Source organism: Nocardioides sp. JS614, assembly GCF_000015265.1.
Lineage (GTDB): Bacteria > Actinomycetota > Actinomycetes > Propionibacteriales > Nocardioidaceae > Nocardioides.
Genome location: NC_008699.1, coordinates 1630807 through 1655429 on the forward strand (window position 1 = coordinate 1630807; position 24623 = coordinate 1655429).

The 24623-nt window shown below is 70.1% G+C and carries 25 protein-coding genes; 21 read left to right on the forward strand and 4 right to left on the reverse strand.

Translation table 11 applies throughout. From position 1 onward, the window contains the following. The first annotated feature begins 18 nt into the window (after nucleotides 1-18). From NOCA_RS09190 to NOCA_RS09245, 13 genes are all read left to right on the forward strand, one after another. Nucleotides 19-243, forward strand: coding sequence for a helix-turn-helix domain-containing protein (locus tag NOCA_RS09190; protein ID WP_049774547.1), 225 nt, complete (start codon nucleotides 19-21; stop codon nucleotides 241-243). Between the two features lie 362 nt (nucleotides 244-605). Next, nucleotides 606-1058 (forward strand): hypothetical protein, encoded by a 453-nt coding sequence (locus NOCA_RS09195; RefSeq protein ID WP_041546423.1) that lies wholly within the window; start codon nucleotides 606-608, stop codon nucleotides 1056-1058. Then, nucleotides 1052-1993 (forward strand): hypothetical protein, encoded by a 942-nt coding sequence (locus NOCA_RS09200; protein WP_011755000.1) that lies wholly within the window; start codon nucleotides 1052-1054, stop codon nucleotides 1991-1993. The genes NOCA_RS09195 and NOCA_RS09200 overlap by 7 nt, the downstream gene beginning before the upstream one ends. A 122-nt stretch (nucleotides 1994-2115) precedes the next feature. Beyond that, the gene (locus tag NOCA_RS09205) at nucleotides 2116-2682 is read left to right on the forward strand and encodes an SAF domain-containing protein (protein ID WP_041546424.1); all 567 of its coding nucleotides are present in this window, start codon (nucleotides 2116-2118) and stop codon (nucleotides 2680-2682) included. Continuing rightward, nucleotides 2682-3488, forward strand: coding sequence for a hypothetical protein (locus tag NOCA_RS09210; RefSeq protein WP_011755002.1), 807 nt, complete (start codon nucleotides 2682-2684; stop codon nucleotides 3486-3488). The genes NOCA_RS09205 and NOCA_RS09210 overlap by 1 nt, the downstream gene beginning before the upstream one ends. Further along, nucleotides 3485-4798: a CpaF family protein gene (locus NOCA_RS09215; RefSeq protein WP_011755003.1), complete on the forward strand. Its 1314-nt coding sequence runs from the start codon at nucleotides 3485-3487 to the stop codon at nucleotides 4796-4798. The genes NOCA_RS09210 and NOCA_RS09215 overlap by 4 nt, the downstream gene beginning before the upstream one ends. After that, a complete protein-coding gene (locus NOCA_RS09220; protein ID WP_140404104.1) occupies nucleotides 4798-5688 on the forward strand; it encodes a type II secretion system F family protein in 891 nt (296 codons plus the stop codon). The genes NOCA_RS09215 and NOCA_RS09220 overlap by 1 nt, the downstream gene beginning before the upstream one ends. Beyond that, nucleotides 5685-6587, forward strand: a complete 903-nt coding sequence (locus NOCA_RS09225) for a hypothetical protein (protein ID WP_011755005.1) — start codon at nucleotides 5685-5687, stop codon at nucleotides 6585-6587. The genes NOCA_RS09220 and NOCA_RS09225 overlap by 4 nt, the downstream gene beginning before the upstream one ends. 43 nt (nucleotides 6588-6630) lie before the next feature. Continuing rightward, nucleotides 6631-6798, forward strand: a complete 168-nt coding sequence (locus tag NOCA_RS27500) for a hypothetical protein (protein ID WP_158305651.1) — start codon at nucleotides 6631-6633, stop codon at nucleotides 6796-6798. A gap of 11 nt (nucleotides 6799-6809) precedes the next feature. Beyond that, a complete protein-coding gene (locus tag NOCA_RS27505; RefSeq protein ID WP_011755007.1) occupies nucleotides 6810-7196 on the forward strand; it encodes a TadE/TadG family type IV pilus assembly protein in 387 nt (128 codons plus the stop codon). 20 nt (nucleotides 7197-7216) lie between these two features. Beyond that, nucleotides 7217-7606: a TadE/TadG family type IV pilus assembly protein gene (locus NOCA_RS09235; RefSeq protein WP_041546425.1), complete on the forward strand. Its 390-nt coding sequence runs from the start codon at nucleotides 7217-7219 to the stop codon at nucleotides 7604-7606. After that, the gene (locus tag NOCA_RS27510) at nucleotides 7603-8010 is read left to right on the forward strand and encodes a pilus assembly protein TadG-related protein (protein WP_011755009.1); all 408 of its coding nucleotides are present in this window, start codon (nucleotides 7603-7605) and stop codon (nucleotides 8008-8010) included. Before NOCA_RS09235 ends, NOCA_RS27510 begins: the two co-directional genes overlap by 4 nt. Further along, nucleotides 8007-11162 (forward strand): LysM peptidoglycan-binding domain-containing protein, encoded by a 3156-nt coding sequence (locus tag NOCA_RS09245; RefSeq protein ID WP_011755010.1) that lies wholly within the window; start codon nucleotides 8007-8009, stop codon nucleotides 11160-11162. Before NOCA_RS27510 ends, NOCA_RS09245 begins: the two co-directional genes overlap by 4 nt. A 93-nt stretch (nucleotides 11163-11255) precedes the next feature. On the opposite strand, the gene NOCA_RS09250 is transcribed toward NOCA_RS09245, so the two are convergent. The 4 genes from NOCA_RS09250 to NOCA_RS09265 form a co-directional block, all read right to left on the reverse strand. Beyond that, a complete protein-coding gene (locus NOCA_RS09250) occupies nucleotides 11256-12527 on the reverse strand; it encodes an MFS transporter (protein WP_011755011.1) in 1272 nt (423 codons plus the stop codon). Next, nucleotides 12524-13258 carry a polysaccharide deacetylase family protein gene (locus NOCA_RS09255; RefSeq protein ID WP_011755012.1) on the reverse strand — a complete coding sequence of 245 codons (735 nt, stop codon included), beginning with the start codon at nucleotides 13256-13258 and terminating at the stop codon, nucleotides 12524-12526. The genes NOCA_RS09250 and NOCA_RS09255 overlap by 4 nt, the downstream gene beginning before the upstream one ends. Continuing rightward, complete coding sequence (locus tag NOCA_RS09260) at nucleotides 13255-14373, reverse strand: MGDG synthase family glycosyltransferase (RefSeq protein ID WP_011755013.1); 1119 nt, start codon at nucleotides 14371-14373, stop codon at nucleotides 13255-13257. The genes NOCA_RS09255 and NOCA_RS09260 overlap by 4 nt, the downstream gene beginning before the upstream one ends. An 83-nt stretch (nucleotides 14374-14456) precedes the next feature. Then, the gene (locus NOCA_RS09265; RefSeq protein ID WP_011755014.1) at nucleotides 14457-15107 is read right to left on the reverse strand and encodes a DedA family protein; all 651 of its coding nucleotides are present in this window, start codon (nucleotides 15105-15107) and stop codon (nucleotides 14457-14459) included. Nucleotides 15108-15396: 289 nt separating this feature from the next. On the opposite strand from NOCA_RS09265, the gene NOCA_RS09270 reads away from it, so the two are divergent. The 8 genes from NOCA_RS09270 to NOCA_RS09305 all read left to right on the forward strand — a co-directional run bounded on the left by NOCA_RS09270 (nucleotide 15397) and on the right by NOCA_RS09305 (nucleotide 24569). Then, nucleotides 15397-16020 (forward strand): phosphatase PAP2 family protein, encoded by a 624-nt coding sequence (locus NOCA_RS09270; RefSeq protein WP_011755015.1) that lies wholly within the window; start codon nucleotides 15397-15399, stop codon nucleotides 16018-16020. Further along, nucleotides 16020-16757, forward strand: coding sequence for a DedA family protein (locus NOCA_RS09275; protein WP_041546426.1), 738 nt, complete (start codon nucleotides 16020-16022; stop codon nucleotides 16755-16757). The genes NOCA_RS09270 and NOCA_RS09275 overlap by 1 nt, the downstream gene beginning before the upstream one ends. Nucleotides 16758-16972: 215 nt before the next feature. Then, nucleotides 16973-18502: a polyprenol phosphomannose-dependent alpha 1,6 mannosyltransferase MptB gene (mptB, locus tag NOCA_RS09280; RefSeq protein WP_011755017.1), complete on the forward strand. Its 1530-nt coding sequence runs from the start codon at nucleotides 16973-16975 to the stop codon at nucleotides 18500-18502. A gap of 125 nt (nucleotides 18503-18627) precedes the next feature. Then, entirely contained in the window at nucleotides 18628-19608 is a 981-nt protein-coding gene (locus NOCA_RS09285) for a DMT family transporter (RefSeq protein WP_011755018.1), read from the forward strand. Between the two features lie 62 nt (nucleotides 19609-19670). Then, nucleotides 19671-20645, forward strand: a complete 975-nt coding sequence (locus NOCA_RS09290) for a hypothetical protein (RefSeq protein ID WP_011755019.1) — start codon at nucleotides 19671-19673, stop codon at nucleotides 20643-20645. 173 nt (nucleotides 20646-20818) lie between these two features. Further along, entirely contained in the window at nucleotides 20819-22429 is a 1611-nt protein-coding gene (locus NOCA_RS09295; RefSeq protein WP_238383443.1) for a hypothetical protein, read from the forward strand. Beyond that, nucleotides 22426-23112, forward strand: coding sequence for a response regulator transcription factor (locus NOCA_RS09300; RefSeq protein WP_011755021.1), 687 nt, complete (start codon nucleotides 22426-22428; stop codon nucleotides 23110-23112). The genes NOCA_RS09295 and NOCA_RS09300 overlap by 4 nt, the downstream gene beginning before the upstream one ends. Continuing rightward, nucleotides 23109-24569: an ATP-binding protein gene (locus NOCA_RS09305; RefSeq protein ID WP_011755022.1), complete on the forward strand. Its 1461-nt coding sequence runs from the start codon at nucleotides 23109-23111 to the stop codon at nucleotides 24567-24569. The genes NOCA_RS09300 and NOCA_RS09305 overlap by 4 nt, the downstream gene beginning before the upstream one ends. Nucleotides 24570-24623 lie beyond the last annotated feature (54 nt).

Genomic DNA, 24623 nt, shown 5'->3' on the forward strand with positions numbered 1-24623 from the left:
GGAGCCGAGGAGATGGAGATGGAGAACGTCCTGCTGAAGATCACCGACGTCATGGAGCGCCTGTCTGTCGGGCAGACGAAGGTGTACGAGCTGATGTCCAGCGGTGAGCTGCGGTCGGTGAAGGTCGGCCGCGCCCGTCGCGTGCCGAGCGACGAGCTCGAGCGCTTCATGGCCGAACTCGATGACACTCGCCCCAACCTCCGCCTCCCGATGCCGAGAGGCTCCACAGCCCGCGCTTCCTGACGCTTCGTCCACAGGTGAAGGCTGAGCGGGTGCCGCGGGCGGTCTCGGAGATCACGCTGAGTTCCGTGTCCATTCGCGCACCTTCGTGCGCTTGAAGAGTCGGAACCGAGAGGAGGCGGATCGCGGTGTGTCGCATGTGGCTGGGGATGGAGCCTGTCGGAGCGGGCTGCGACGGGCGTATCGTCGATGACTCAACATCGCCACGTGCCAACTCGGAAGGGCCTGGAATGTTGCGGCGGAGAATCGTGCTCGCGACCTTCCTGGTGGTGACTTGCGCTGCCTGTAGCGACGGCGGGGCCTCTCCGGCCCCAACTGACAGCCCTTCGTCGACCTCGTCGGCGCCCACGGCGCCGACGTCTTCTGTGCCACCAGAGCTCGCCGGTTACAGCGAGCAGGAGCGCGCGGCGTACGAGACCGCGGTGACCGAGTACGACGCATTCACCCGGCGGAACGACGAGTTCTACGCCACCGGCGAGACGACCGGTGCCGCGAAGCGCTTCTACCAGCGGTACGCCGTCGACTGGTCGACCGCGTGGGGCAACCTCGCGCAGATCGCGAACAACAACGTCACCGTCACCGGCTCGACGAAGACGGTCTGGACGAAGCCGAAGTCGATCGAGCTGGGCGGACCAAAGGGAGACATGGTCGTCCTCCGCAGGTGCCTCGACGAGTCCGGCCGCGTCGTGAAGCAGAACGGCCAGAAGGTCAACCAGCCCCAGCTCAAGGACCCTCACGTCTACACCGTCCGGCTCGACAAGCGTCGCGGTGAGGACCGGTGGCGCGCAGGGATCGCGGAGCAGGGCTCGACATGTTGACCCGGGCCCTCGGCACGCTGGTGGCGGCGCTGTTGCTGCCACTGGTCGTCGCGGCGCCGAGGGCAGCCGCCGAGGGTGACTCGCCCTGCCCTCCGGGCACCAATCCGGTGAGCGTCGGATCGGGCGTCATCTGCGTTGTCGTCACCGACCCCGGACAGCCGGGAGAGCCGGGTGACCCGGGAGATCCAGGAGACGGCGGACAGGCTCCGGCCGGGTGCTACAAGGACGACGGCACGCAGGTGCCCTGCCAGACCAGCGACGGCTACTGGTGGTCGGGCTATCAGTGCTACGCGTCGCCGTACGACGCTCCACCCGGCACGCCCGCCTGGCAGGGTCACAACGACGGATCGCTGTGGCAGTGCACGATCTGCAAGGACTCGGGGACGGCGACGAACTGCAGCGTCCAGATCATCTGGACGGCGCCGGGCGAAGAGCCGGGGCCGCCGACGCCAGAGCAACTTGCCTCGACTGCCTTGGACCAACTTCCGCTGGAGCAGGCCGAGGTGCACACCGCTCCCGCGCCACCAGAGGAGAGTTACGTCGGCGTCGAGAACTGGCTCTGGGTTCCAGGCGGACAGTGGCAAACGCTCAGCAAGTCCGTCAGCGCAGGCGCCACGACGGTGACCGTCACGGCCGCGCCCTCCCAGATCGTGTGGAACCTCGGGCCGTCGTCGATCACCTGCTACGACGCTGGGAAGCCGTGGGAGCTGGGCATGTCCGAAGCCGCGACCACGACCTGCGGCTACACCTACGAGTCCAGCTCCGTCGACCAACCGGACGGGAACTTCGGGATCTCGGCGACGATTCGCTACCAGGTGACCTGGGCCTGCACGGGGACCTGCCCGGCGGCCAGCGGAGACCTGGGGCTGGTCGACGCGCCCGCCGGCACCAGCACGATGCGCGTGCTCGAGCGACAGACGGTGGTGGTCCGATGACGACCGATACTGGCAGGCGTACGTCGGCAGATCAGCAGCCACGCGCCACCAAGCCTCGCCCGAAGTCCCTCGGCCACGACCTGCCTCGAGTTCCCCGCCGCTACGGGCAGTGGGCGGGAGCCGTGCTGTTCGTCGTCATGGCCGTCCTGCTGGCCGGGTGGTTCTGGCAGCAGAAGAGCGACCGGGAGGCCGTCCTCGCGATCGATCACTCGGTTCCGGCAGGAGCGGTCATCGCCAAGGACGACTTGAGGATCGTCGAGGTCGCCGGTGTCGACTCCACGATCAGCTCGGAAGATGCCCAGACCGTCATCGGGTCGACCGCCGCGGTCGGCCTCGTGGAAGGTCAGATCCTGACGCCCGACATGGTCACGTCCAAGCCGCTGCCGGGACCGGGCGAGCGCGTCGTCGGCCTGCAACTGGACGCCACGCGGGCGCCGACGGGCCTGCTTCCCGGGGATGTGGTCGTCGTGATCGCCGTGCCACCTGCCGGAGATCCGAGCTCGCCCGCCGAACTGGACGACCCGACAGTCCTGGCACCGCAAGCCACCGTCGCATCGGCCGATGTCGTCGAGGGAGCCGGGACGCGCCTGACGCTCGTCGTGCCGGAGGCGGTTGCCGAGCGGGTCACGGCGTACGTCGCCGCGGGACGTGTGGCGCTGGTCCAGGCGCCGATCGGGGGTGACGGCTGATGTTGATCGCGCTGTGCGGCGACAAGGGCGCCCCCGGAGTCACGACGACGGCGCTCGCGATCGGGTCGGCATGGCCCGAGCCAGCGGCCGTCGTCGAGGCGAGCCCCACCGGCGGTGATCTCGCGATCCGGCTCCGACCGAAGGGGTCGGTCCTGCCCGAGACTCCGACCGTCCTGTCTGTGGTGACCGCGGCCCGTGGCCACGATGGAACGGACGCCGTGGCCAGCCACAGTTACGTCCTCAACTCGACGACGACCGTCGTACCCGGGCCAGCACTGGCGGAGCAGTTCACGAACATCGGTGACTGGTCGCCCCTTGCCGACGCACTCGGGCACAGCCTTGCGCCGGTGTTCGCCGACCTGGGGCACCTTCACGCGGCATCCCCGACGCTCGCGGTCGCTGCCCGTGCTCACCTCGTGGTCGTTGTGTCGCGACCCGACATGGCGTCGGTGGTTCGGGTGCGTGAGCGGCTGATTCGTTTGTCTACCGACCTCGCCCGGATGGGCGGAGCGCCGCCACGGCTGTTCCCACTGCTGATCTCGACCATCCGACACGGGCAGGCGGACGTCGCCGACCTTCTCGCGGTGCTCTCCGAGACGCCTGCCAGACCCTTCATCGTCGACGCCGGCTTCCTCGCGCATGATCCTGCCGCCGTACGGCGCCTCCAGAGTGGCGAGGAACCGGCCGGCCGACTCGCGCGAACGGCCCTCATGCGCTCGGCGCGCACAGTCGTAAGCCAGATCGAGCGCCTCGCGAAAGCGCCGGTGCGCAAGGCGGCAGCTCCCGCATCGGGGGCGCGATCATGACCGACCTCGACTACGCACTGATCAAGCGGCTGCAAGGCGAACTCGGTCGGCTCCGACAGGAGGAGATCCTGCGGCGGCGGAGCGCCAACCTCCCAGCGCTCACCGGTCCCGACGCGGTCCAGCACGGCAAGGCGCTGGTCCAAACGGTTGTCGGAGACTACGAGTCGAACCTCGTCGAGACAGGTTCCGAGCCCATCACGTGGGAAGCGCGGCAGGATCTCGTCGAAGCGCTGGAGTCCCGTCTCTTCGGAGCGGGCAGCCTGCAGGCACTACTCGACGACGCGAACGTCGAGAACATCGACATCAACGGCTTCCAACACGTGTACGTCGAGTACGCCGACGGCACTACCGCGAAGGTGCGACCGATCGCCGGATCGGACGAGGAGCTCGTCGAGACCGTCCAGACGCTCGCGGCACACGAGGGGCTCTCGGCTCGGGCCTTCGACGTCGCCAACGTTCGCGTGAATCTCCGGCTCCCGGATGGTTCGCGCCTCTATGCCGTCCAGTCGGTGACGAAGCAGCCGGTCGTCTCGATCCGACGCCACCGCCACCCTCGCGTGACTCTCAAGGACCTGATCGGCCTGGAGACGATCGACGAGGAGATGGCCGACTTCTTGGCAGCACTGGTCAGAGCCCGCAAGAACGTCATGGTCGCCGGGGCCACCAGCGCGGGGAAGACGACCATGCTCCGGGCACTTGCTTCCGAGATCGGTCCGGACGAACGCATCCTCACAGTCGAGCGTTCGCTCGAGCTCGGCCTCGACGAGGATCTGGAACACCACCCCAACGCGATCGCGTTCGAGGAGCGCCTGCCGAACGTCGAAGGGGCCGGCGCCGTCACGATGGCCGAGTTGGTCCGCGACACCCTTCGCATGAATCCCTCCCGCGTGATCGTCGGGGAGGTCCTCGGCGACGAGGTCGTCACGATGCTCAACGCGATGACCCAGGGCAACGACGGCTCGCTGTCCACGATCCACGCGAATTCGTCCTCCGACGTCGTCCACAAGATTGCGACGTACGCCATCCAGGCGCCCGAACGACTGCCTTGGGAGGCGACCGTACGGCTGGTCGCGACGGCGCTGGACTTCGTGGTGTTCATCCGTCGGGTGCGCGGCGAGGACGGGCAGCGACGGGTCGTCGAGTCGATCCGCGAGATCGCCGGGATCAGCGACGACGGCCAGCTCCAGACCAACGAGCTGTGGGCACCGGATTCGTTCGGCAACGTCGTACGACGCCACGGCGTCCAGGTGCGAGCCCACGACGACCTGGTGGCGGTGGGTTGGCAGCCGGAGCCGGGTGGGTGGTCGTGATGGCGATGCTCGGCTTCGTCCTCGCAGTCGCGGCGGCGGCTCTGGGGCTGCTTGTCATCCTGCGCCTGTCCCGCGGACTGAGTGCGATGCCCAGGATCGAGTTGCGGCCGTCACTCGACCGACACCAGACCCGGCAGGTCGGCGTCGCCCTCGCGGCCGGTCTCGTCGTGCTGCTCATCACCCGATGGGCGTTGGCCGCCCTCGCGGCCGGTGCCGTCGTCTACCTGTGGCCGCGACTGTTCGGCGGTGGCCGAGCCGGTCGGCGGCAACTGGAGAAGATCGAAGCGCTCGCAGCCTGGACGGAGAGTCTCCGGGACACGGCGACGGCTGCGGCGGGACTTGAGCAGGCGATTCCGGCGACAGTGGGCGCCGCTCACGCATTGCTGCGGGCACCGGTTCGCGATCTCGCGGCCCGGCTGGACGGACGCGTGCCGCTGCCCGAGGCGCTGGCGCGCTTCGCCGACGACGTCGACGACCCCGCCGCGGACATGGTGGTTGCCGCGCTGTCCCTCAACGCCAGGCAGCGCGCCGGAGGCCTCGAGCGGATCCTGACCTCACTCGCCGCCTCGTCTCGCACCGAACTCGAGATGCGCCGCAAGGTCGAGCACGAGCGTCGAGCCCTGCGGAGGCAGGCGCAGCGGATCGCGTTCGCCGTGCTCGGCTTCGTCGCGCTGCAGGCTGTGTTCGCTCGAGGCTGGGTCGAACCGTACTCGACACCACTCGGCCAACTCGTCCTCGCGATCCTCGCCGCGATCTTCGTCGGGTCGTTCGTGCGCATGAGGTCGCTCTCCAACGGCGAGGTCGAGGCCAAATTCTTGACCTCCCCGCGCGACATCACCGAGATCGCCTCCTACAAGCCGCACCCTGTGCGGATAGGAGGCCGCACGTGATCCCCTTCGTGCTGGCCGCCGGACTTGTCGCCGTCGCGCTGCTTCACGCCTATCGGCTGGCCGTCCCTCCGCGCGCGGACTTGGCGGGCGCCGTACGCCGATGGGATTCCGCTCGCGCCCGGCAGACCCGCATCCAAAGGATCGGCGCACCGCGGGCGACGACGGTCAGCGGCAGGATTCAGAGTTGGCTCTCCGACCAGGTCCTCCGCAGAACCAAAGACGTCAAGGGCCTTACCCAGGATCTCGCTGTCACCGGTGGAAGCGTCGAGCAGTACGTCGGCAAGACCACCACGCTCGCACTCTTGGGCTTCTTCGGCCCGCTCGTCATCCTCGGCTCCTTCAACGCCATCGGCCTCGGGATCCCGCTCGTCTTCGGCCCCGCGGCCGGCGCGCTGCTCGCCGCAGCGATGCTCGTAGTCACCCGGCAGGAGCTCATGGACAAGGCCAAGAAGCGGCGGGCCGAGTTCCGGCGGACGCTGTCGGTGTACCTCGACCTCGTCGCGATGTCGATGCAGGCGGGCCGCGGCCACTCGGAAGCGCTGCCAGCGTCCGCGGCCATCGGGACCGGGTGGGCGTTCACGCACCTACAGGACGCGATCGACGGAGCCCGATTCTCCGGCACCACCCCATGGCATGCGCTCGGCCAGCTCGGCGACCGCTTCGGCATCCGAGAGCTCACCGATCTGGACTCCGCCCTGACCCTGGCCAACGAGGACGGCGCCAAAGTGCGGGCAACCCTGGTCGCGCGCGCCGAGACGCTGCGGGCCGAGCGCATCGCTGACGCGGAGGCCGCGGCAGCCCAGGCGACCGAGTCGATGAGGTTCGCCCTCATCGTCATGGTCTTCGCCTTCCTCACCTACGAGCTCTATCCCTCGGTCGCCCGGCTCTTCGCCGGATGACCACGTCCAACGGGAGAACCACATGGAGGAAATCAGGATCCTGGTGATCTGGCTCAAGGCACACGTTGCCGAAGTGAAGCGCGACGAACGCGGCTTCACCGCCGTCGAGTGGCTGCTCATCGCGCTCGGCGTCATCGTCATCGCGGGCATCGCCGTGGCTGCGATCAAGGCCTACGTCACCGGGCAGACCAACAAGCTCGGACAGCCCTGAGCTGCTGGACCATGCGTGCGGTAAGGCGGGTCCCAGACGAGCGAGGAGCGCTCTCGATCGAGCTCCTCCTCGTGATGAGCGCGCTCATGCTCGTCTTCCTGGTGATGCTCCAGTACGCCATGCAGGCGTACGCGCACCGGGTCGCCCAAGCCGCCGCCGAGCAGGCACTCGCCGCCGCGTCGGCGTACGACGGCTCGGCTGCCTGGGGCGAGGAGACCGGCGAGCACTATCTCACCGACCTTGGAAACCTCTCGAACGGCAACGTCACCGTGACCCGGACCGGAGACACCGCCGTCGTCACGGTCACCGGCGACGGCCAGCAGGTCTTGCCGTTCGTGCCCGTCCACGTCTCGGTTCACTTGGAGGGCCCGATCGAACAATTCGTGGAGTCGCCATGAAGCGCGACGAACGAGGCGCGATGGCGATCGAGGTCGTGATCCTCACCCCGGCCCTGGTCGCCGCGATCATGGTGATCGCCGGTGGGGCGCGCTACGTGGATGCGCGGGGACAGGTCAACGGCGCCGCGTACGCCGCGGCCCGTGCCGCGTCGCTGACCACCAATCAGGAGGCAGCCGTCCAGGCCGGGACCAAGGCCGCGGAGCAGTCTATGAGCCGGCGTGGACTGGCCTGCGCGAGCCTCTTGGTGTCCGTCGACGCGGGCGACTTCAACCCCGGCGGTGACGTCAGCGCGACCGTCACCTGCGTGGCGGATCTCTCGGATGTGGCGGGCGTGGGCGCGATCCCGGGGTCGAAGACGTTCAGATTCACGGCGGTTGTCCCGCTTGAAGAACACCGGGACTTCCCGTGAGGCGCGACGAGCGCGGCAGCGCATCCATCTGGGCGATCCTGGTGATCGCCGGCGCGTTCACGGTCCTCCTCGGGCTTGTCGTGGACGGCGGCCGAGTCATCGACGCGCGGGTCGCGTCCTCGCGGGCCGCCGCCCAAGCCGCTCGCGCGGGTGCCGACGCACTCTCGGAGTCCGGCGTCCGCAACGGAAACGACGCGATCGATGCCGAGGCGGCTCGGGCACGCGCGCAGCTCTACCTGCGGGACGCGGGACTGACCGGGACAGTCAGCGTCTCCGGCGACACCGTCACGGTGACTGTCAGGGGCGAGTCGACGAACCAGATCCTCGGCGTCATCGGGGTCTCGTCCTTCGCGATCGAGGAGACCGAATCAGCCCGCGCCATCACCGAGGAGGACACGCCGTGACCGTGATTCGCCGTGCCGGGATCGTCCTTCGCGGCCTGCTCGCCGCGGTCGTCCTCCTGGTCCTGGTCGTGGGAGTTCCGGCCGCGCTGGCAGTCACCGTCGGCAACCCAGTTCCTGAAGGCTGGGCCTGGGGCCCACCGCTCACGAATTCGGCTCTGCTCGGCATCCTGGCCTGCGTTGCCTGGGTGCTCTGGGTACAGCTCTTGGTCTGCGTCATCGTCGAGACAGTCGCCGAGATCAGGCTCGCAGCAGGGCACTCGGCGGAATGGCTCGCGCGGGTTCCAGGCACCTTCGGCGTTCAGCAGTCGCTGGCCCGCGCTCTCGTCCAGGCGGTAGTCGCGATCGGTGCGACGACCACCGCCGCCTCCGTCATTGCGACGCCCTGGATCTTGCACGCCGATGCCTCGACCTCCAGCCCGGCGCCGGCATCAGATCCCGCCGTGGCCGATCCCCCCGCTGTGGCGCCGACGCCGCAACTGCCGGCCAAGCACAGATCGCAGCAGACGACCGAAGTCGTGGTCGCCCGCGGAGACACCCTGTGGTCGATCGCGGAACATCACCTTGGTGCGGGCGAGCGCTGGCGAGAGATCGCCGATCTGAACAGGGACCGCGAGATGGTCGACGGGTCGAGGTTCGACGACACTCGGACCATCCTGCCCGGCTGGACGTTGCTGGTCCCATCGGCGGACCCGTCGCACCATCCGGCCGTCACGGTTGCGCCGGGCGACACCTTGTGGGAGATCGCGACCGAGGAGTACGGCGACGGCTCCAAGTGGCCGCGGATCTACCGGGCCAACGACGACGAGATCGAGGACCCGGATCTGATCTACCCCGGACAGCGGCTCGACGTATCAGGATCGCGGACCGTCGAGCCGTCGAAGCCCCCGACGCAGCACGAGACTGATCCGCCTGCCGCCGACACCACAACACGTCCACAGGAGCCGGGGCCTTCGGATCACGCAGTGCCCTCGACCGAACCGACCCCCGAGTCCACGCCGACGGAACCGGCCAATGCGGCCGCCGAACCCGGGCGGGAACACGACGACGCCCCCGACGACTCGGAATTCCACGTCGACGGCGCCACGGTTGCTCGGGCACTGCTGAGCGGGGGCGGCTTCCTCGCCGCCGGAATGCTCGCGATCTACGTCGCCCGGCGGCGGACTCAGTCACGCAACCGCAAGTCCGGCAAGGCGGCGCCGCCCGTGGCAGCGCACCTGCGGGCCGAGGACAAGGCGCTACGGGCCATCGGCTCGTCGGCGAGCGAGCGCGCGGCGTACTTCGATGCGCTGCTGCGCGAGTTCCCCGCGCTCTGTGAGCAGGCGAAACTCGATCTGCCCGAGGCGGTCGCCGCCAGCCTCGGCAGCCACGCGCTCGAACTGCACCTGCGGATACCGTCGCCAACGGCGCCGCCTCCGTGGAAGGTGTCTCAGGGCGGGACCGTGTGGAGTGTGTCGACAGGGCGCCGACCCACGTTGACGGATCGCACGCCGGCGTACCCAGCGATGGTCACGGTCGGGGTGGACGACGAGGGCTGCACGCTGTTCATCGACATCGAGGGCGCGGGCGTCGTACAGATCGTCGGGGACGCCGCGGCCGCGGTCGAGCTGGCTCGGTTCATGGCTGCCGAACTGGCTCTGAACCCCTGGTCGGACTGCGAGTCGATCGAAGTGAGCGGAGGGGTCGAGGACGTCCTGCCGCTCAACTACGGGCGCCTGTACGCCTCACCGAAGGCCGAAGTCGAGCAGCTCGCGAAGTTCGCTCATCGAATGGCCGAGGGAGTCGAGTCGGCCGGGACGAGCGTCCTCGGGTCGCGGGTGACCGATCGGGACGCCTGCGTCCCGTCGCTCAGCATCTCCGCGTTGGCGAACGAGGATCTGTCAACGGGGCGGGAGCACACAGCCGCCCTGCTCGACGAGATGGAGCGAGCGCCGGGTCGGACGTCGGCCGGGTTGGTCGTCGCTGCGGCCGACGTCGTGGATCCGCGTGCCACCACGCTCGAGTTCAGATCAGACGGCGATCTCGTCACGCCGTGGGGTGTCGTCCGACCGAACCGGCTGAGGACGGAGGAGGCCGCCGTTCTGGCGCAGCTGTTCGAGGACGCGGAAACCGAAGGTGACGTCGACGTACCGGCCGCCGTTGATGCACACGGTGAGACGACCAACACGGACCAAGCCGGGGCGATTGCACAGGAGCTCACCGAGGCACGTTGCGGCACCGGCGATCCCGAGTCGACGCTTCCCCGCCCGGATCGGGCGTACGTCGAATCCGCGGCCACCACATTCGAGGACCTCGCCGTACTCGCACCAGCTGTGCCCAAGAGTGAGGAAGCAGCCGCCCTCGCATCCGACCCCACGCTCGACCAGGACCTTGCCGACTGGGCCGACCCGGGGTGCCCTCGGCCGAAGCTCCGCGTCCTCGGGCCGGTCGAGCTTCGCGCGGTCGGGGAGAAGACCGCGGAGGTCGAGGGGCGACCGGCGTACTACTCCGAACTTGCCGCGTATCTGGCCTGCCATCCCGAAGGCGTAACGCCGAACCGGGTCGCGGCGGACTTCGGCATCCAGAACAACACGCTCCACTCTCGGCTCACCGGGCTACGGAAGTGGATGGGGAACAAGCCAGGCACCGAGGAGTGGTACCTGCCGGTCGCGCATCGGGTTCGCGGGCAGCAGGTCTACCAACTCTCCGATGTGCTCGTCGACGGAGACCTCTTCCGGCGACTGCGCGGTCGCGGCGAGGCTCGCGGCCCGAGCGGCATCGATGACTTCAGGACGGCGCTGGAGCTGGTGGCTGGCCAGCCCTACGAGCGGCAGCGCTCGAACGGCTTCGGGTGGCTCGTGGACACCCCGGTCGACCAGTACGCCGTCGTCGCGATCGTCGACGTGGCTCACGTGTATGCGACCCACTCGCTCGCGGAGGGTCGGCCCCGTGACGCCATGTGGGCGGCCGAGCGGGCCATCGCGGCCGCACCGTCGGAGGACAAGCCGCGGCTCGACCTGGCCAAGGCGATGCAGGCTTTGGGCGAGGTAGACGAGGCGGATCGCTACCTCGGCCGAGAGGTGTTCAACCGAACCGACGACGACCGTGCGCCTCTCGATCCGTCCGATCGCACGAAGGAGATCTTCCACCGGATGGATCGGCCACACAGGGGCTGACGAGCCGCGGTGGCCGCAGGGGTTGTCGCGCATGTCCGTCCTTTGCCGATCGGTGGCACAGAAGGTTTGGTCTCGACGAGGGGTCTGCGGCGGTCAGCGCGACTCGGCCGGCGCCCCGGACTCGCGACGGGTGAGGCGCATCAGGAGCATGAACGCGACCGCCTGAAGCCCGCCGATGACGGCTGCCAGGATCGGGACGTGACCGGTGACCAGCGCGCCGGCGAGGCCACCGCCGGCGAGCGCACCGAGTCCTTGGACGGCGGCGAAGACCCCATAGGCGGTGGCTCGGCGGGGCGCGGGGACGAGGTCGGCGACGTAGGCCTTGACGGTCGAGTCCTGGATGCCGGTGGCGACGCCCCACACGACGATGCCGACGAGCACCAGCCACAGTTGGGTAGCGAAGACGCAGAGTGGCACGATCGCGACGAGAACCGGGACGGCCAGCAGGACGCGACCACCTCGGCGGTCGAAGAGGTGCCCGGTGCCGAGGGCGGCAATGGCCTCGACGGCCATGGCGAGGGCGTACGCGAGGGGGACGGCGGCTGCGGCCAGGAGCCCGTCTTGTACGAGGCGGAATGAGATGACCCCGAACGTCATCAGGCCAGCAGTCATCATCGCGGTGGCCAGGGCGAAGAGGTGGAACGCGCGCGGCAGATCGCTGCCCACCACCGCCTTGCCGACAGCCACGAGCGCGCTCGTTGCCGGAAGGGGCGCGTCGTCGCGCTCGGGTTCGGTCACGATCGGTGCCCGAAGGCGCAGCTGTGCCAGCAGCACGAGGGAGAGCGCCCCGGGAATCGCCAGGATCGCGAAGCCCGGCCACAGCACACCGGTCGCGGCCGCGACTCCGGCCAGGAGGAGCGGTCCGGAGAAGGCGCCTATCTGGTCGAGGGCCTTGTGGACTGCGAATCCCTTGCCTCGGCCGGTCGCGGTCGCCATCCGTGCAAGCAGGGCGGACTTTGCCGGACTGCGGACGGCCTTTCCAGTGCGCTCGAGCAGGATCAGGGTTGCGGCGACGGCGAGCCCGGCAACGCCGATGAACGGGGTGATCGCGAGCAGCGGGACGCAGACGGCGGTCATGGCGTAGCCGAGGACGGTCAGCCGCCAGTGGTGGTGGCTCCGGTCGGCCCAGACGCCGGTGACCAGCCGGAGTACCAGCGCGATGCCTTCGCCGGCGCCGGTGACCAGGCCCACGGTGAGCGCAGACGCGCCGAGGGTGCCGAGGAAGGGTCCGGCCGTTGCCCGCATGCCTTCGTAGACCATGTCGGCGGCCAAGCTGACGAGGCCGAAGGCGAGGACCGTTCGCCACGGCGACCATGCTCCGCTCTGAGTGGTCGATGTGGCGGCGCTCGCGGGTGTCTGCGTCACGTGGACAGATTCTCGCAGGAACCGCTGGACCAGTGGTCCCGGAGGGGGCCGACGGCTGCCGAGGCGAGCGGTCCGCCCAGGAGGCGCTCTGTCGCGTGCAGGGTGTGACGCCAGTCGCCGTGGGGGGCGTGGAGGTCGGTGTCGTGGAGCAGGATGGTTCCGCCCGGTCGCAAGGTGCGTGTGACGGTTGCGACGATGGTGGTTGGGGTCGCGGATCGTTCCCATTCTCGTCCCCAGGCGGTCCACAGCACGGGGGTCAGGTCGAGGTTTCGGCACGCGAGGAGGGCTTCGGTGTTGAGCACGCCGTAGGGCGGTCGGTACCAGCTGACGGCGGTGTTGGTGATGTCTTCGACGGCTCGTTGCGCGTCCCGTAGCTCGCGGGTCAGGCGCGCGGGTGGCACGGTCAGGGTGCAGCGGTGTATCCATCCGTGGATGGCCAGTTCGTGCCCTTCCTGAATGATCCGCTGGACCAGCGCGGGATGGGCGACGGCCTGGGAGCCGAGCACGAAGAAGGTCGCCTGCCGCTGGCGTTCGGCGAGTAGCTCGAGGAACGCAGGTGTACTGACCGGGTCCGGCCCGTCGTCGAAGGTGAGTGCGATGTGGGGTCGGCTGCTGATTCCCGACAGGCGACGCATCCAACGTTGGCGGAGCGGGCCGATCGCCGTCACGGCGGGGCCTGCCGCGACGGTGAGTGCGCCGACGCCCAGCGCGGCCTGAAGCCGGCTGCTCATGCGGCGACAGTTGCAGCATGTCGGCCGGTGAGCACGTCGAGCAGGTCGGGGGCGTCCATGGGGAGGCGGTTGTGGCGGGGGGCGACTTGGGCGCCCGCCATCCACACTGCGAGCTCCTCCGGGGTGCGGGCCCAGGGGATCAGGCCCGCCGCCTCCAGGTTGGCCGAGTTCGCGACGCCGTGGCCCGGCAGGGGCCGGTAGGTGATCACCGGCTTACCGGAGGCCAGTGCCTCCAGCGAGGTGAAGCCACCCGCGTTCTGCACGATGCAGTCGCAGGCCGCCATCAGATCCGGGATGTCGTCGCGCCAGCCGAGCGCAACCACGCCGGGGATCCGGGCGAGGCGACGACGAAGCCGGTCGTCGGTCCCGCAGAGCACGACCGGTGTCATCTGCCCGTCCTCGAGGATGTCGCGCGCGGTTGCCGCCAGCTGGCCCATGCCCAGCGAGCCGCCGGTGACCAAAGCCCATGGGCCCGTGATGTCTGCGGCTCTCGGTTCACCGTGGATCGGCGCGGGCGCCTCGCGACGCGTCGGGATGAGTGGCCGAACGACGTCGGTTCGTCCGCCCCAGCGGCGTGCCTCGGCTGCCGCGACGTCGTGGATGGCGAGGTTGAGATCGACCCTGGGGTGGATCCACAGCGGGTGGACCGAGGTGTCGGTGAGGTAGGTAACTGCGGGTACGGCGAGGTCGCCGGTCGTTCGGGCGTGCCCGAGGGCCTGGGCGCCGAACGGGTGGGTGGTGACCACGAGGTCACAGCCGCGAGTGGCTTCGACGACGGGGGCGGCGGCGAAGGCCAGCAGCCACGTCACCAACCGGTGGGCCGCGCGGCCCGGCTCGAGCAGCCGCAGGGTGGTTCCCCAGGAGTTGGGACGCCGCCGCAGCTGCGCGTAGTAGACGCGCCGCAGGATCGGCCCGATCCTCCACGGCAGCAGCGTCACGACGTCATGGATCGCGACCTCGCACCCCGCGGTGGTGAGGACGCGGGCGATCTCGCGTGCCGCGGAGTTGTGGCCCGCGCCGTAGCTGCCGGTGATCACGGCGACGCGCGGTGCGGGCGCTCCGGGCGTGAGGGCGAGCAGCGGCGCCGCCGCGGGAGGCACTGTCTGGATGGTCATGAGGGTGAGGATGGCCTTGGTCGAGTGAAGGCCACGTGAAGCCGGAAAGTCCGTCCTGGGCCGGGACGCCTCCAGAGCAGGCGTCAGGTCTGCGTCTGGCGGCGGCGCCACCAGTGATAGGCGGCCGGCAGTGCTGAGAACGCCAGAATGGCGAGGATGGCGGAGTCGATGTTGTCCTTCATCGACGGGACCGTGGTGCCGAGGAAGTATCCGAGGAGAGTGATGCTGGCGACCCAGGCCGTCGCTCCAAGGGCGCTCCAGAGGACGAATCGGCGTCGTTCCATGCGAGCAACGCCGGCGGTCAATGTGATGTAGGTGCGAATGAAGGGGACGAAGCGGCCGATCACGATCGCTCGATTGCCGTGGCGTTGGAAGAATGCGTGCGTCTTGTCGAGGTGGCGGCGCCGCAGCAGGCGGCTGTCGCGTCGGTAGAGCCGCGGCCCGATGAGGCGGCCGATCTCGAACCCCGCAATGTTGCCGAGGAATGCGGCGGCCGTGAACATGCCGAGCGCGAGCGCCAGCTCGACGCCGTGGCTTCCCGACAGCAGCGAGATGTCGCCGGTGGCGACGAAGAGCCCGAGCGCGAACAGCAGCGTGTCGCCGGGCAGGAACGGGAACAGCAGGCCGCATTCGACGAAGATCATCAGCAGGCTGACCCAGACCAATGACGGGCCGAACTGCTGCAGTAGCCAGTCCGGATTCATCCAGTTGAGGCCGAGCAGCAGCGGAACCACGAGGCCTCTCATTCGACAGCACCCCGCCCGCGGCATCCGTGCGGCTGTTGGCGCGCGGTGGTTGAGCCGCCCCGCCTTGGGATGGGTCCGCGACTGGTGCCCGGGCCGGCCCGCGACCGCGGGTCTGCGGGGGCGTGGGTGTCCTGATCCATGGTCCGCAGCGTGACCCCACCCGGGTGAAGGGCAGGTGAAGGTCCGGATCGATCGCTTCATGGCTGCTTCATGCGGGCGTGTCTACCTTCGTCCGGACGCGGGTCGCCGGTCGGGCTGCGGGATGGAGGACGACGTCGTGAGCACGAGCGCTGGATCCGTGGTGTGGGGTTCGGCTCAGGAGGCCTGGTTCGATGCGGTCAATCACCTGGCACGGGTCACGCCGTGGTTGCACACGCCGGCGCGGCTGTATGCCGAGTACGGTGTCGAGCTGTTCGCTGGCCTGCTGCTGGTGTCGTGGTGGCTGGCCCGCCGCGACGGCGACCTGCGCCGCGTCGCGGCGACGCTGTGGGCGCCCGTGGGTGCTCTGGTCGCCTTGGGGGTCAACCAGCCGCTGGCCTCGGCGGTCGCCGAGCCTCGGCCCTACATGGTGCTCCCGCACGCGATGATCCTGGTTTCGCGGAGCAGCGACTACTCCTTCCCGAGCGACCACGCCGTGATGGCCGGAGCCGTGGCAGCCGGAGTGCTGCTCGCGCACCGCAGGCTCGGACTCGTCACCGCCGCGCTCGCGGTCCTGATGGCCTTCACCCGCGTGTACGTGGGCGCGCACTTCCCCCTCGACGTCGCCGCCGGCCTGGTCGTCGGGGCCGTCGTGGCGGTGGTGTCGTTCCTCCTTGCCCGGTCGCTGATCGTGCGGCTGGTCGAGCTCCTGGCGCGAACCCCCGCGCGTGCCTTGCTGACCACCGGCTCGCGGGCGACGTGATGACCGGCCTGATCGAGCACCTGCTAGCGACCCCGGCATGGGTGGCGCTGCTGGTGGTGTTCGCACTGCCCGCCCTGGAGTCCTCGGCCTTCCTCGGGTTCGTCTTCCCCGGAGAGCTGGCGGTCCTCCTCGGTGGCGTCGTGGCCAGCCAGGGTCACGTCCCGCTGGGCGGCGTGCTGGCGGCCGGCGTCGGTGGCGCGATCGCCGGGGATGCGGTCGGCTACCTCGTCGGGCGCCGCTGGGGTCGACGGATCCTCGACTCCACCCTGGGCCGGTTCGTCAAGGTCGAGCATCTGGATCGCGCAGAGGTCGCCCTGGCACGGCGCGGCGGCTGGGCGGTCTTCTTGGGCCGGTTCACCGTCGCGTTGCGCGTGATGATTCCTGGCCTGGCCGGCATGGCGGGTATGCCGTATCGACGCTTCGCGCTCGCCAACGTCACCGGCGGCGCATTGTGGGGCGCGACCGTGGCGCTCGCCGGGTACCTGGCCGGGAGCAGTTGGCACGTGGTCGAGCACGACATGTCGGTTGCCGGCATCGGCGTCACCCTCGGGGTGATTGCGTTGCTGCTCATCGCCCACGCGATCGGCCGTCGCAGGGCTAGGACCCGCACCGCCACAAGCAATCCCGAGAGCATCGGCGGCAGCGACGGATCGGGGCGCCGCCGGAACGGTGATGCGGGGCTCGGCGGACACGGCACGCGGGGCGGCGCAGCGTCGGCCGATTCCCCGTTGGTGTGAGCGGTGGCGGGTCGCACGGGACGGGACCGCGCCGTTCGTGACCGCGCGGTCGGCTCCGCGGCGATCCGGCAGTAAGGCGGCGGGACTTGCAGGCCAAGCCGATTGGGCGGGAGAGGCGGCGACGGGCGCCTGGCGTCCGTCCGCCCTCGCTGCGTTGGTGCCGCGGGCACGGCCAGCGACTCAACCTTCTCGGCGGCCTTCTCGCCACGGCCTGTATGACCATCGGCTCATACGCCTACGCGCCGATGCCGACGCCCCCTGCGTTGCTGCGTGCTACGCCGCTCGGCGCCGCGCTCACCGCCCTGCGGGCATCGGATGGGGCGCGGACGTGGGGGCTCGTCCTGTGCTTCACCGGTGTCACGGTTCTCACCCTCGCCTGGTTCGCACTGGGTGTCGCTGTGAAGAACGAGGAGTCGGGCGTCAGGCGGGTAACCCTGACGGGCCTCACGTGGTCGGTGCCTCTTCTGCTTGCCCCGCCCATGTTCAGCGGCGACGGATGGAGCTATGCCGCCTACGGCTACCTCACCGGGCACGACATGTCGCCCTATGTGGTGCCGCCGTCGGTGCTGCACGGGCCGCTCATCGACGCGGTTTGCAGTTGTTGGCGAGACACGCCGGCGCCATATGGTCCGGTGCCGCTGCTGTGGGGCGGGGCGTTCAGCAGGTTCACGGCGAGCCCGTGGCTACTGTTGGCGGCCTACCGGCTGCTGGCGCTGCTGGGGCTCGGGATGCTCATGTACGCCGCGCCACGGCTTGCCCGAATCGCCGGCCGGCACCCGGCGCGTGCGGCGTGGCTCGTGGCCAGCCCGCTCGTCTTGGCCCACGGGGTGGGCGGTGTCCATCTCGATCTGGTGATGGTCGGCTTGGTGGCCACGGCCCTGGCCTTCATGTTCAGTCTACCGTCTCAGACGTTGCCAAGGCGGCGCGAGAGTGCTCGAGCGATGGCCTCGGGCTGGTTCACCGGAGCGGTCGGTATCGGGCTGGCCACCGCGGTCAAGGCACCGGCGGTGGTCGCCGGTCTCGGCGTCGCCCTGGTTGCGCTCCCGCGCGAAGCGACCACAGCAGCCCGGCTGCGAGCCGGAGCACGGGTCGGCTTCCTCGCGGTCGGCACGACCGGCGTCATCGGCGTGCTCGCCGGACTCGGCGTGGGGTGGCTCATCACGATCCATGCGACCCTGGTGCTGCATACCCCGCTGTCGCTGACCTACGACGTCGGCACCTGGGTCAGCGGGCTCACCGGTCACAACGCGGCGCCGGTGGTCGACGTCATCGGGATCGTGGTGCTGATCGGGGCCTGTGGCGTCATCTTGTGCCGAAGCCGTACCGGTGAGCCAGGCGCCGCGCTCGGGGCGGCCGCGGTCGCCATGCTGCTGACCACCGTGCTCAGCCCGGTGACGAACTACTGGTACTACCTGTGGTGTCTTCCGCTGCTGGCCTGCTGCCGCCTGCCGGCCTGGGCTAGACGAAGTTTGACCGCGCTGGTGGGCGTGCTCGGCCTCCTCGCCCCGCTCGACCCCGCGCTCCACGTTCCGGGCACCGGGAACATCCAGCTCGCCGCGGCGCTGGGCGCGGTCCTGCTTGCCGCAGGCGCTCCCATCGCCCGCGACCTTGTTGACCGAGCGGCCAAACAGTCCCAGACACCACCCGCTCCTGCTGGTCGCACGGCCGCCGACGCCATTGGAGCGCCGGGTGGGCATACCGACGTCGCGGACGGTGTGGCGTCGCGCAGCCGCCCGCTCGGCTGATCCACCGACCGGCGTACTGCGGTGGGCAAGCTAGCTGCCAAAGGCGACCGGGCAGGCCGCAGCGCCGGGTACCCGCAGCGAAGCCTTCATGCCTCGTTCATCGACGGCTGTCTAGGTTCCCGGCCATGAATGTCGTCGGGCTCCTGGTCGCCATCCTCGCGGCGGCCGGCTTCGCCACTTCGACATCCCTGCAGCACCACGCGAACACAACACTGACAACGAGCGACCCCCGCGGTCATCGCGGTCCCGAGGAGCATCATGGCCGGGGCGAGGGACATTTCGCGTCGCTGCTGCGCCAACCGTGGTGGGTTGTCGGGCAGGCGATCGCCCTGGTCGCGTTCGCGCTGCACGCCTGGGCGCTGCGCGTCGGCCTCCTTGTTGTCGTCCAGCCGGTCGTGGTCTCCGGCATCGTCCTGGCGGTCCCGATCCGTGCCGCGCTCGAGCGGAGACTCCCACACCTCGGGGAACTAGGGACGGTCGCCCTGACCGCGACCGGACTGACCGCATTCCTCCTCGCCGTCCATCCCACCGCGCCGTTGGCCGCGCATCCCGCGACGGGCAGCGCCGCGGTTGCCACCCTCGTCGGTGCCGCCGCGGCACTGGCTGCCAGCCGGTGGGCCAAGGGGCGGTCCGGAATTGCTCAAGCCACCGGCTACGGCGCCGCCTCGGGCGTGCTGTTCGGCCTGAGCGCAGGCCTGGTCAAGCTCGCGGCCACCGCCGGCGCGACGGCGACAAGCTTCCCCGCCGAGCTCGCGGCAGTACTCACCGCGTGGCCCACCTGGCTGGTGCCACTCGTCGGGGTCGCCGGCGTCGTGCTGAATCAACGGGCCTATCGCGCCGCGCGCCTGTCGGCCTCCATGCCGCTTCTCAACATCATCGACGTGCTGGTCGCCATCGCCTTCGGAATCGTGGTCTTCTCCGAGACCCCAGCGCATCGTCCGCTTGACCTCGCCGGTCAGGGGATCGGGATCACGCTCATGCTGATCGGCCTGCACCGCCTCGCCCGTGATCCCGGTGTCGACGCCGAAACGCAGTCGTGCTCGTTGCCCACCACCTCCGCCGGCTCAGCTGTCGGTGAACCGCAGCGCACGAGGAGTGCTCGTTGATCCCGTTCTCCACCCCGTCACTCTTGCTTGCCGCAACTCTCGCGGCTGCCGTCGGGTTGCATGTGTCGACCTGGGGGGCGTTCAAGGACTCGCCGTACGAGGGCTATCACCCGTTGCGTCAGGTGCGCACCGTCGCGCTGGCCGCGGTCGCGGCGCTCGTGGTCGTGGCCAGTACGGCCACCCGCGCGGGCGGCGTTGCCGTGGTGATCCTGCCGGCCCTCGGGGTGGTCTACACCCTGGAGAGGCTGGCGACCGAGTGGTGGAAGTCGATCGTCCGATCCGACGACCAGGCCGCGTACACGATCCCGATGCGCCTGGGTTTCCGCGGCCGTCCCATCGACGCGACGGTTGTGCGGTGGGCCGTGGGCCTGGCGGTCATCGCCGCGATGGTGGTGATCGGGTGGCTGGTGCACGCGGCCCAACAGCAGGCGGGCGAGGTGCCCGGATGGCTGGTCGGGCTGACCGTCGGCGGGCTGGGTGGCTGGCTGACCGCGATCGGTGGCGCCTGGAAGGACGCCCCGATCGAGGGGTTCAGCGGTTGGAAGTTCCTGCGTAGCCCCCTGGTCGCGACCGCGTGGGCGGTACCGCTGTCGCTGCTCACCCAGGACTGGGTGACGCTGGTGCTGTCCGCTGGCGGGATGGCGGTCGCCTCCATCGAGACCTACAAGACCTTCCTCACCGGTGGTCGCCCGCCTGGCAAGTTCGACGGGAAGCCGGTCCGGTGGGTGCCCACGCTGCTCATGCGCCGGATCGGCCGTGCACACGCGGGCGGCTGGGCCATCTTCGGTGCGATCGCCCTGCTGCAGGCTGCGCAGCTGCTGCGGGGGCCGCACACCCTCAACGACGGGCATGAGGACCCGTCCCGCCTGCTACCCGCCCTCGTCGCCGGAGGTGTCGCCGTCGTGTGCGTGTGCGCCGTTGCGGTCGTCCTGCGCGCCTCCGCCCTGTTCGCGAGTGCGCAGGACCAGGTCGCAGAGGCTAGCGAGCGCGCCGCGACCACGTGCGGCGTGGGTGAACCGGTCGATGTCGCCATCTAGACGTCCACGCCTCGACGGGTCGCCCCCGAGGTGCCACACCGGGGCTCGGTAGAGGTTCCTGCGGCTGTCACACGGGGCGGGGCGTGGCGATGCCTGGAGCCGCCAGTCGCCGGGTCGCCCGGCCTGCGCCGGAATTAACGGCACCTTCACTCACCGTCTCCTACCGTTCCAGCGTGTCCACCTCACTCAGCGACGACACTTCGCGGCCGGCTCCCACGGAACCTGGCGCCGGGGCTGACCGGGGCACCGGTGGCCGGGCCTGGTCAGCCGTGGCCGTGCTGGTCGCCGCCGGAGTGACCGTGGCCGCGTGGCTGCCGTTCCTGCACGCCCCGCTGGGCTCGGATGAGAGTGGGTTCCTGCTGCTGGCCCAGCACTGGCGGCCGGGTAGCTCGCTGTATGGCGACTATTGGGTCGACCGGCCCCCGCTGTTGCTGTGGCTGTTCTCGACGGCCGACCACCTCGGCCCTACCCGCGTGACGGCGGCCGGCGTCACCGCGCCCGGGGTCAAGTTGCTCGGGGCTGCCGCGAGCGGTGCCGCGGTGATTCTCGCCGGCATCCTCGCCAATCTGGTCGCCCCGAAGGCCGGGTGGTCCCGGCGTGCTGCCATCGTGCTGGCCGCCGCTCTGTTGTCCAGCCCGCTCTTCGGGATGCCAGAGACCGACGGTGAAGTGCTGGCGGTACCGTTCGTGCTCCTCGGCGTGCTGTGCCTGCTCGCGGCGCTGCGCCGGCCGTCGGGGCGGCGCGCGATGCTGCTCGCGTTCACCGCCGGCGGGTCCGCGACGGCTGCCGCACTGGTGAAGCAGAACGTCATCGACGTCTTCGTGTTCGCCGTCGTACTCGCCATCCTGTCCCGAGGCCGGGTACCCGGTCTTGGGCCCCGGTTGGCCGGGTTCGCGGGCGGCGCAACGGGGGTGCTGGCCGCGGCGGTCGCCGGAGCGTGGGTGCAGGGTACGACGGTGGCGGGGTTGTGGGATGCGATCGTGGTCTTCCGCCTCCAGGCCTCGGGGGTGATCGGCTCCTCGGCGTCCGAGGCCACCCCGGCGCGCATGACCGGGTTGATCGAGGCTTTTGGAGCCAGCGGCGCCGCCGCTGTGCTGGTGGTGTCTGGGGGCGTGGTGCTGGCCCGCGTGGTGCGGGGGCGGCGACCTGCGACTCAGGAGACGGTGGATCCGTCGCTGATGCCCGGGCCAGATTTGGCGTGGCCGGTGCTGGCCATGGTCGTTTGGGAGTTGTGCGGGGTCGCTTTGGGCGGCAGCTACTGGCTGCACTACCTGACCGGCCTGGTGCCGGGTCTGGTGTTGATGGTCGCCATTGCCCGGCCCGGGCGGTGGTCGAAGCGGGTGTTGACGCTGACGGTGGCCTATGCGGCGGTGGCCAGCCTGGCTGTCTGGGGTCACGATGTGGCTACGCCGGCCGGTGTCTCCTCTGATGCGCAGGTGATGTCGTACCTGCGCGAGCACGCGCGGCCCTCCGACGGGGTGGTCGTCGGGTTCGGGCATCCCGACATCGTCGCGGGCAGCGAACTCCACAGTCCGTATGAGCACCTGTGGAGCCTGCCGGTGCGGGTCCGGGATCCACGGCTGACCGAGCTGCGGCTGGTGATGGCGGGACCATCGGCTCCTCGGTGGATCGTTGTGGCCGGCGACAGCCTGGACACGTGGGGGCTGGAGGCCGACGAGGCGCAGCAGTACCTGGTGCGGCACTACGTTGAGCAGGTGGCCTACGGCGACTGGCACATCTGGCGACGACTGGGCCAGCGCGGCGGCATGGAGGCGGTGCGATGAGGATTCTGGTGGCCGAGGACGATGTCCGCCTGGCCGGCCTGCTGGAGGAGTCACTGGCCGAGGCCGGGTGGCAGGTCGAGGTGGTGCACAACGGCCGAGTCGCCTACGACCGGCTCCTGAGCGACACCAGCTTCGATGTGGCGCTCTTGGACTGGATGCTGCCCGGCATGGACGGCGTCACCGTTGCCCGCCGGCTGCGCGGCCTCGGGCTGGCGCTACCGATCCTGATGTTGACCGCCCGAGGGGACGTGCGGGACCGCATCGACGGGCTCGACGCCGGTGCCGATGACTACCTCCCCAAGCCCTTCGACCTCGACGAGCTGCTGGCCCGCCTCCGGGCGCTGTACCGGCGTGGTGGCCTCGGCGGCGAGGCGCCGGTGCAGATCGGTGATCTGGTCGTGGATCCAGGGGCTCGCAGGGTCTCCCGAGGCGGCGTCGAGATCATCTTGTCCACGCGTGAGTTCGACATCCTCTATCTGCTGGCCTCGCACGCCGGACAGGTGGTGACCCGGTTGACGATCCTCGACGAGGTCTGGGACGGCGAGACCGACCTGCGCAGCAATGTCATCGACGTTCACCTCGCCGCCATCCGCGGCAAGATCGACAAGCCGTTTGGCACCGACACCATCACCACGCTGCGGGGGGTCGGCTACCGGCTCGACATCCCAGCCGGGAAACGATGAGCAGGCTCTGGGCACGCCTCTCCCGGTTGCCGCTGCGGGTCCGTCTGGTCGCCGGCTTCTCCGCCGCCAGCCTTGTGGTGCTGATCGGTGCCGGGGTGTTCGTGTACTGGCGCGTCGACTACGCCCTGGACCGCGGCCTGGACACCGAGCTCACCCAGGCCAGCCAGACGCTCAGGCCACTGGTGCGGTCCAACGGCGCGGTGAGCAGCCGGACGGCGGCCGACGCCACCGGCGTGGCCTGGCAGGTACTCGACGCGGACGGCACCGTCCTCGACCACGGTGGTCCGGCCGGCGCGACCAGCCTGTTGAGCTCACGACAGCTGGACCGGGTGACGACGACGCCACGCACCTTCGATGTCGGCGACTTCCTCCCCGTCTCATCCGAGCCGTATCGCCTGCAGGTCGTCGAGCTGTCGGCGACCCCCCAGCGCTACCTGCTGGTCGGGGTACGGCGCGATCACCGCGACGAGGCGCTGCGGGAACTCCTCGTGCAGCTCACCGTCGCCGGGCTCGGGGCTCTTCTCGTTACTGGCCTGGTGGGCGAGCGACTGGCCCGGGCCGCGCTGCGACCTGTCGAGCGGTACCGCCGCCGTGCCGCCGCGATCGCGGCCGGCAACACCAGCCTCCGGCTCGACGTGCCGCCCCTGCGCGAGGACGAGATCACCCGCCTGGGGCACACCTTCAACGACATGCTCACCACCCTCGAGGGCGCCCTGGACCGAGAACGGCAATTCGTCACCGAGGCCAGCCACGAGCTACGCACCCCGATCACGCTGCTGACTAGCCGGATCCAGTTGGCCCTGCGGCGCCCCCGCAGCCCGGCCGACCACGAACGCATCCTCACCGAGCTCAAGGTCGACCTCGACCGGCTCGCCGCGCTCTCCGAGCAGCTCCTCCAACTCGGCCGGGTCGACGGCAACCACATCGCCGGGCGTAGCGACCTGGTGAGCGTCGCCAGCCGCACGGTCAACCAACGGCGTCTCGCCGATCCCCGGCACGCGGGGAACATCACCGTCACCCTGCCCGAACGCCGCGTGCCGGTGCCGATGGCCGACTTCGAGCTGGAGCGGGTGGTCACCAACCTCCTGGACAACGCCGTCGTCCACGGGGCCCCGCCGGTCGAGGTGAGCGTCGATGAACCGGCCCCGGGGTGGGCGCGGCTGATCGTCACCGACGCCGGGGTCGGCATGCCACCCGGCCTGTTGGCAACCGCGACCCAGCGCTTCGCCCGGGCGGACGACGCGCGACCGCGCCCCGGGTCGGGGCTCGGGCTCGCCCTGGTCGACGCGCTGGTCACCGGAGCGAGCGGTGAGCTGCGGCTGTGCCACGACGGGCGGCACTCCATTCACGGTCACCCCGCACCGATCGCCTGTGCCCACGGGCCGCAGATGACGGTCACGGTGCTCCTGCCGACGACACCCGAGTCCGACGCATCAGCGGCACTGCCTGCTGCGTAGCCGCCGGCATGTCCTACGCCTGTTCATGCGGCCTTCATGCCCAGGCACCTACCG

Coding starts and splice junctions, on each gene's coding strand:
- NOCA_RS09305 (WP_011755022.1), top strand. CDS start 23,109: ATGAGCAGGCTCTGGGCACGCCTCTCCCGGTTGCCGCTGCGGGTCCGT.
- NOCA_RS09190 (WP_049774547.1), top strand. CDS start 19: ATGGAGAACGTCCTGCTGAAGATCACCGACGTCATGGAGCGCCTGTCT.
- NOCA_RS09285 (WP_011755018.1), top strand. CDS start 18,628: ATGAATGTCGTCGGGCTCCTGGTCGCCATCCTCGCGGCGGCCGGCTTC.
- NOCA_RS09300 (WP_011755021.1), top strand. CDS start 22,426: ATGAGGATTCTGGTGGCCGAGGACGATGTCCGCCTGGCCGGCCTGCTG.
- mptB (WP_011755017.1), top strand. CDS start 16,973: ATGACCATCGGCTCATACGCCTACGCGCCGATGCCGACGCCCCCTGCG.
- NOCA_RS09220 (WP_140404104.1), top strand. CDS start 4,798: ATGGCGATGCTCGGCTTCGTCCTCGCAGTCGCGGCGGCGGCTCTGGGG.
- NOCA_RS27505 (WP_011755007.1), top strand. CDS start 6,810: ATGCGTGCGGTAAGGCGGGTCCCAGACGAGCGAGGAGCGCTCTCGATC.
- NOCA_RS09255 (WP_011755012.1), bottom strand. CDS start 13,258: ATGAGCAGCCGGCTTCAGGCCGCGCTGGGCGTCGGCGCACTCACCGTC.
- NOCA_RS09260 (WP_011755013.1), bottom strand. CDS start 14,373: ATGACCATCCAGACAGTGCCTCCCGCGGCGGCGCCGCTGCTCGCCCTC.
- NOCA_RS09235 (WP_041546425.1), top strand. CDS start 7,217: ATGGCGATCGAGGTCGTGATCCTCACCCCGGCCCTGGTCGCCGCGATC.
- NOCA_RS09215 (WP_011755003.1), top strand. CDS start 3,485: ATGACCGACCTCGACTACGCACTGATCAAGCGGCTGCAAGGCGAACTC.
- NOCA_RS09275 (WP_041546426.1), top strand. CDS start 16,020: ATGACCGGCCTGATCGAGCACCTGCTAGCGACCCCGGCATGGGTGGCG.
- NOCA_RS09210 (WP_011755002.1), top strand. CDS start 2,682: ATGTTGATCGCGCTGTGCGGCGACAAGGGCGCCCCCGGAGTCACGACG.
- NOCA_RS09200 (WP_011755000.1), top strand. CDS start 1,052: ATGTTGACCCGGGCCCTCGGCACGCTGGTGGCGGCGCTGTTGCTGCCA.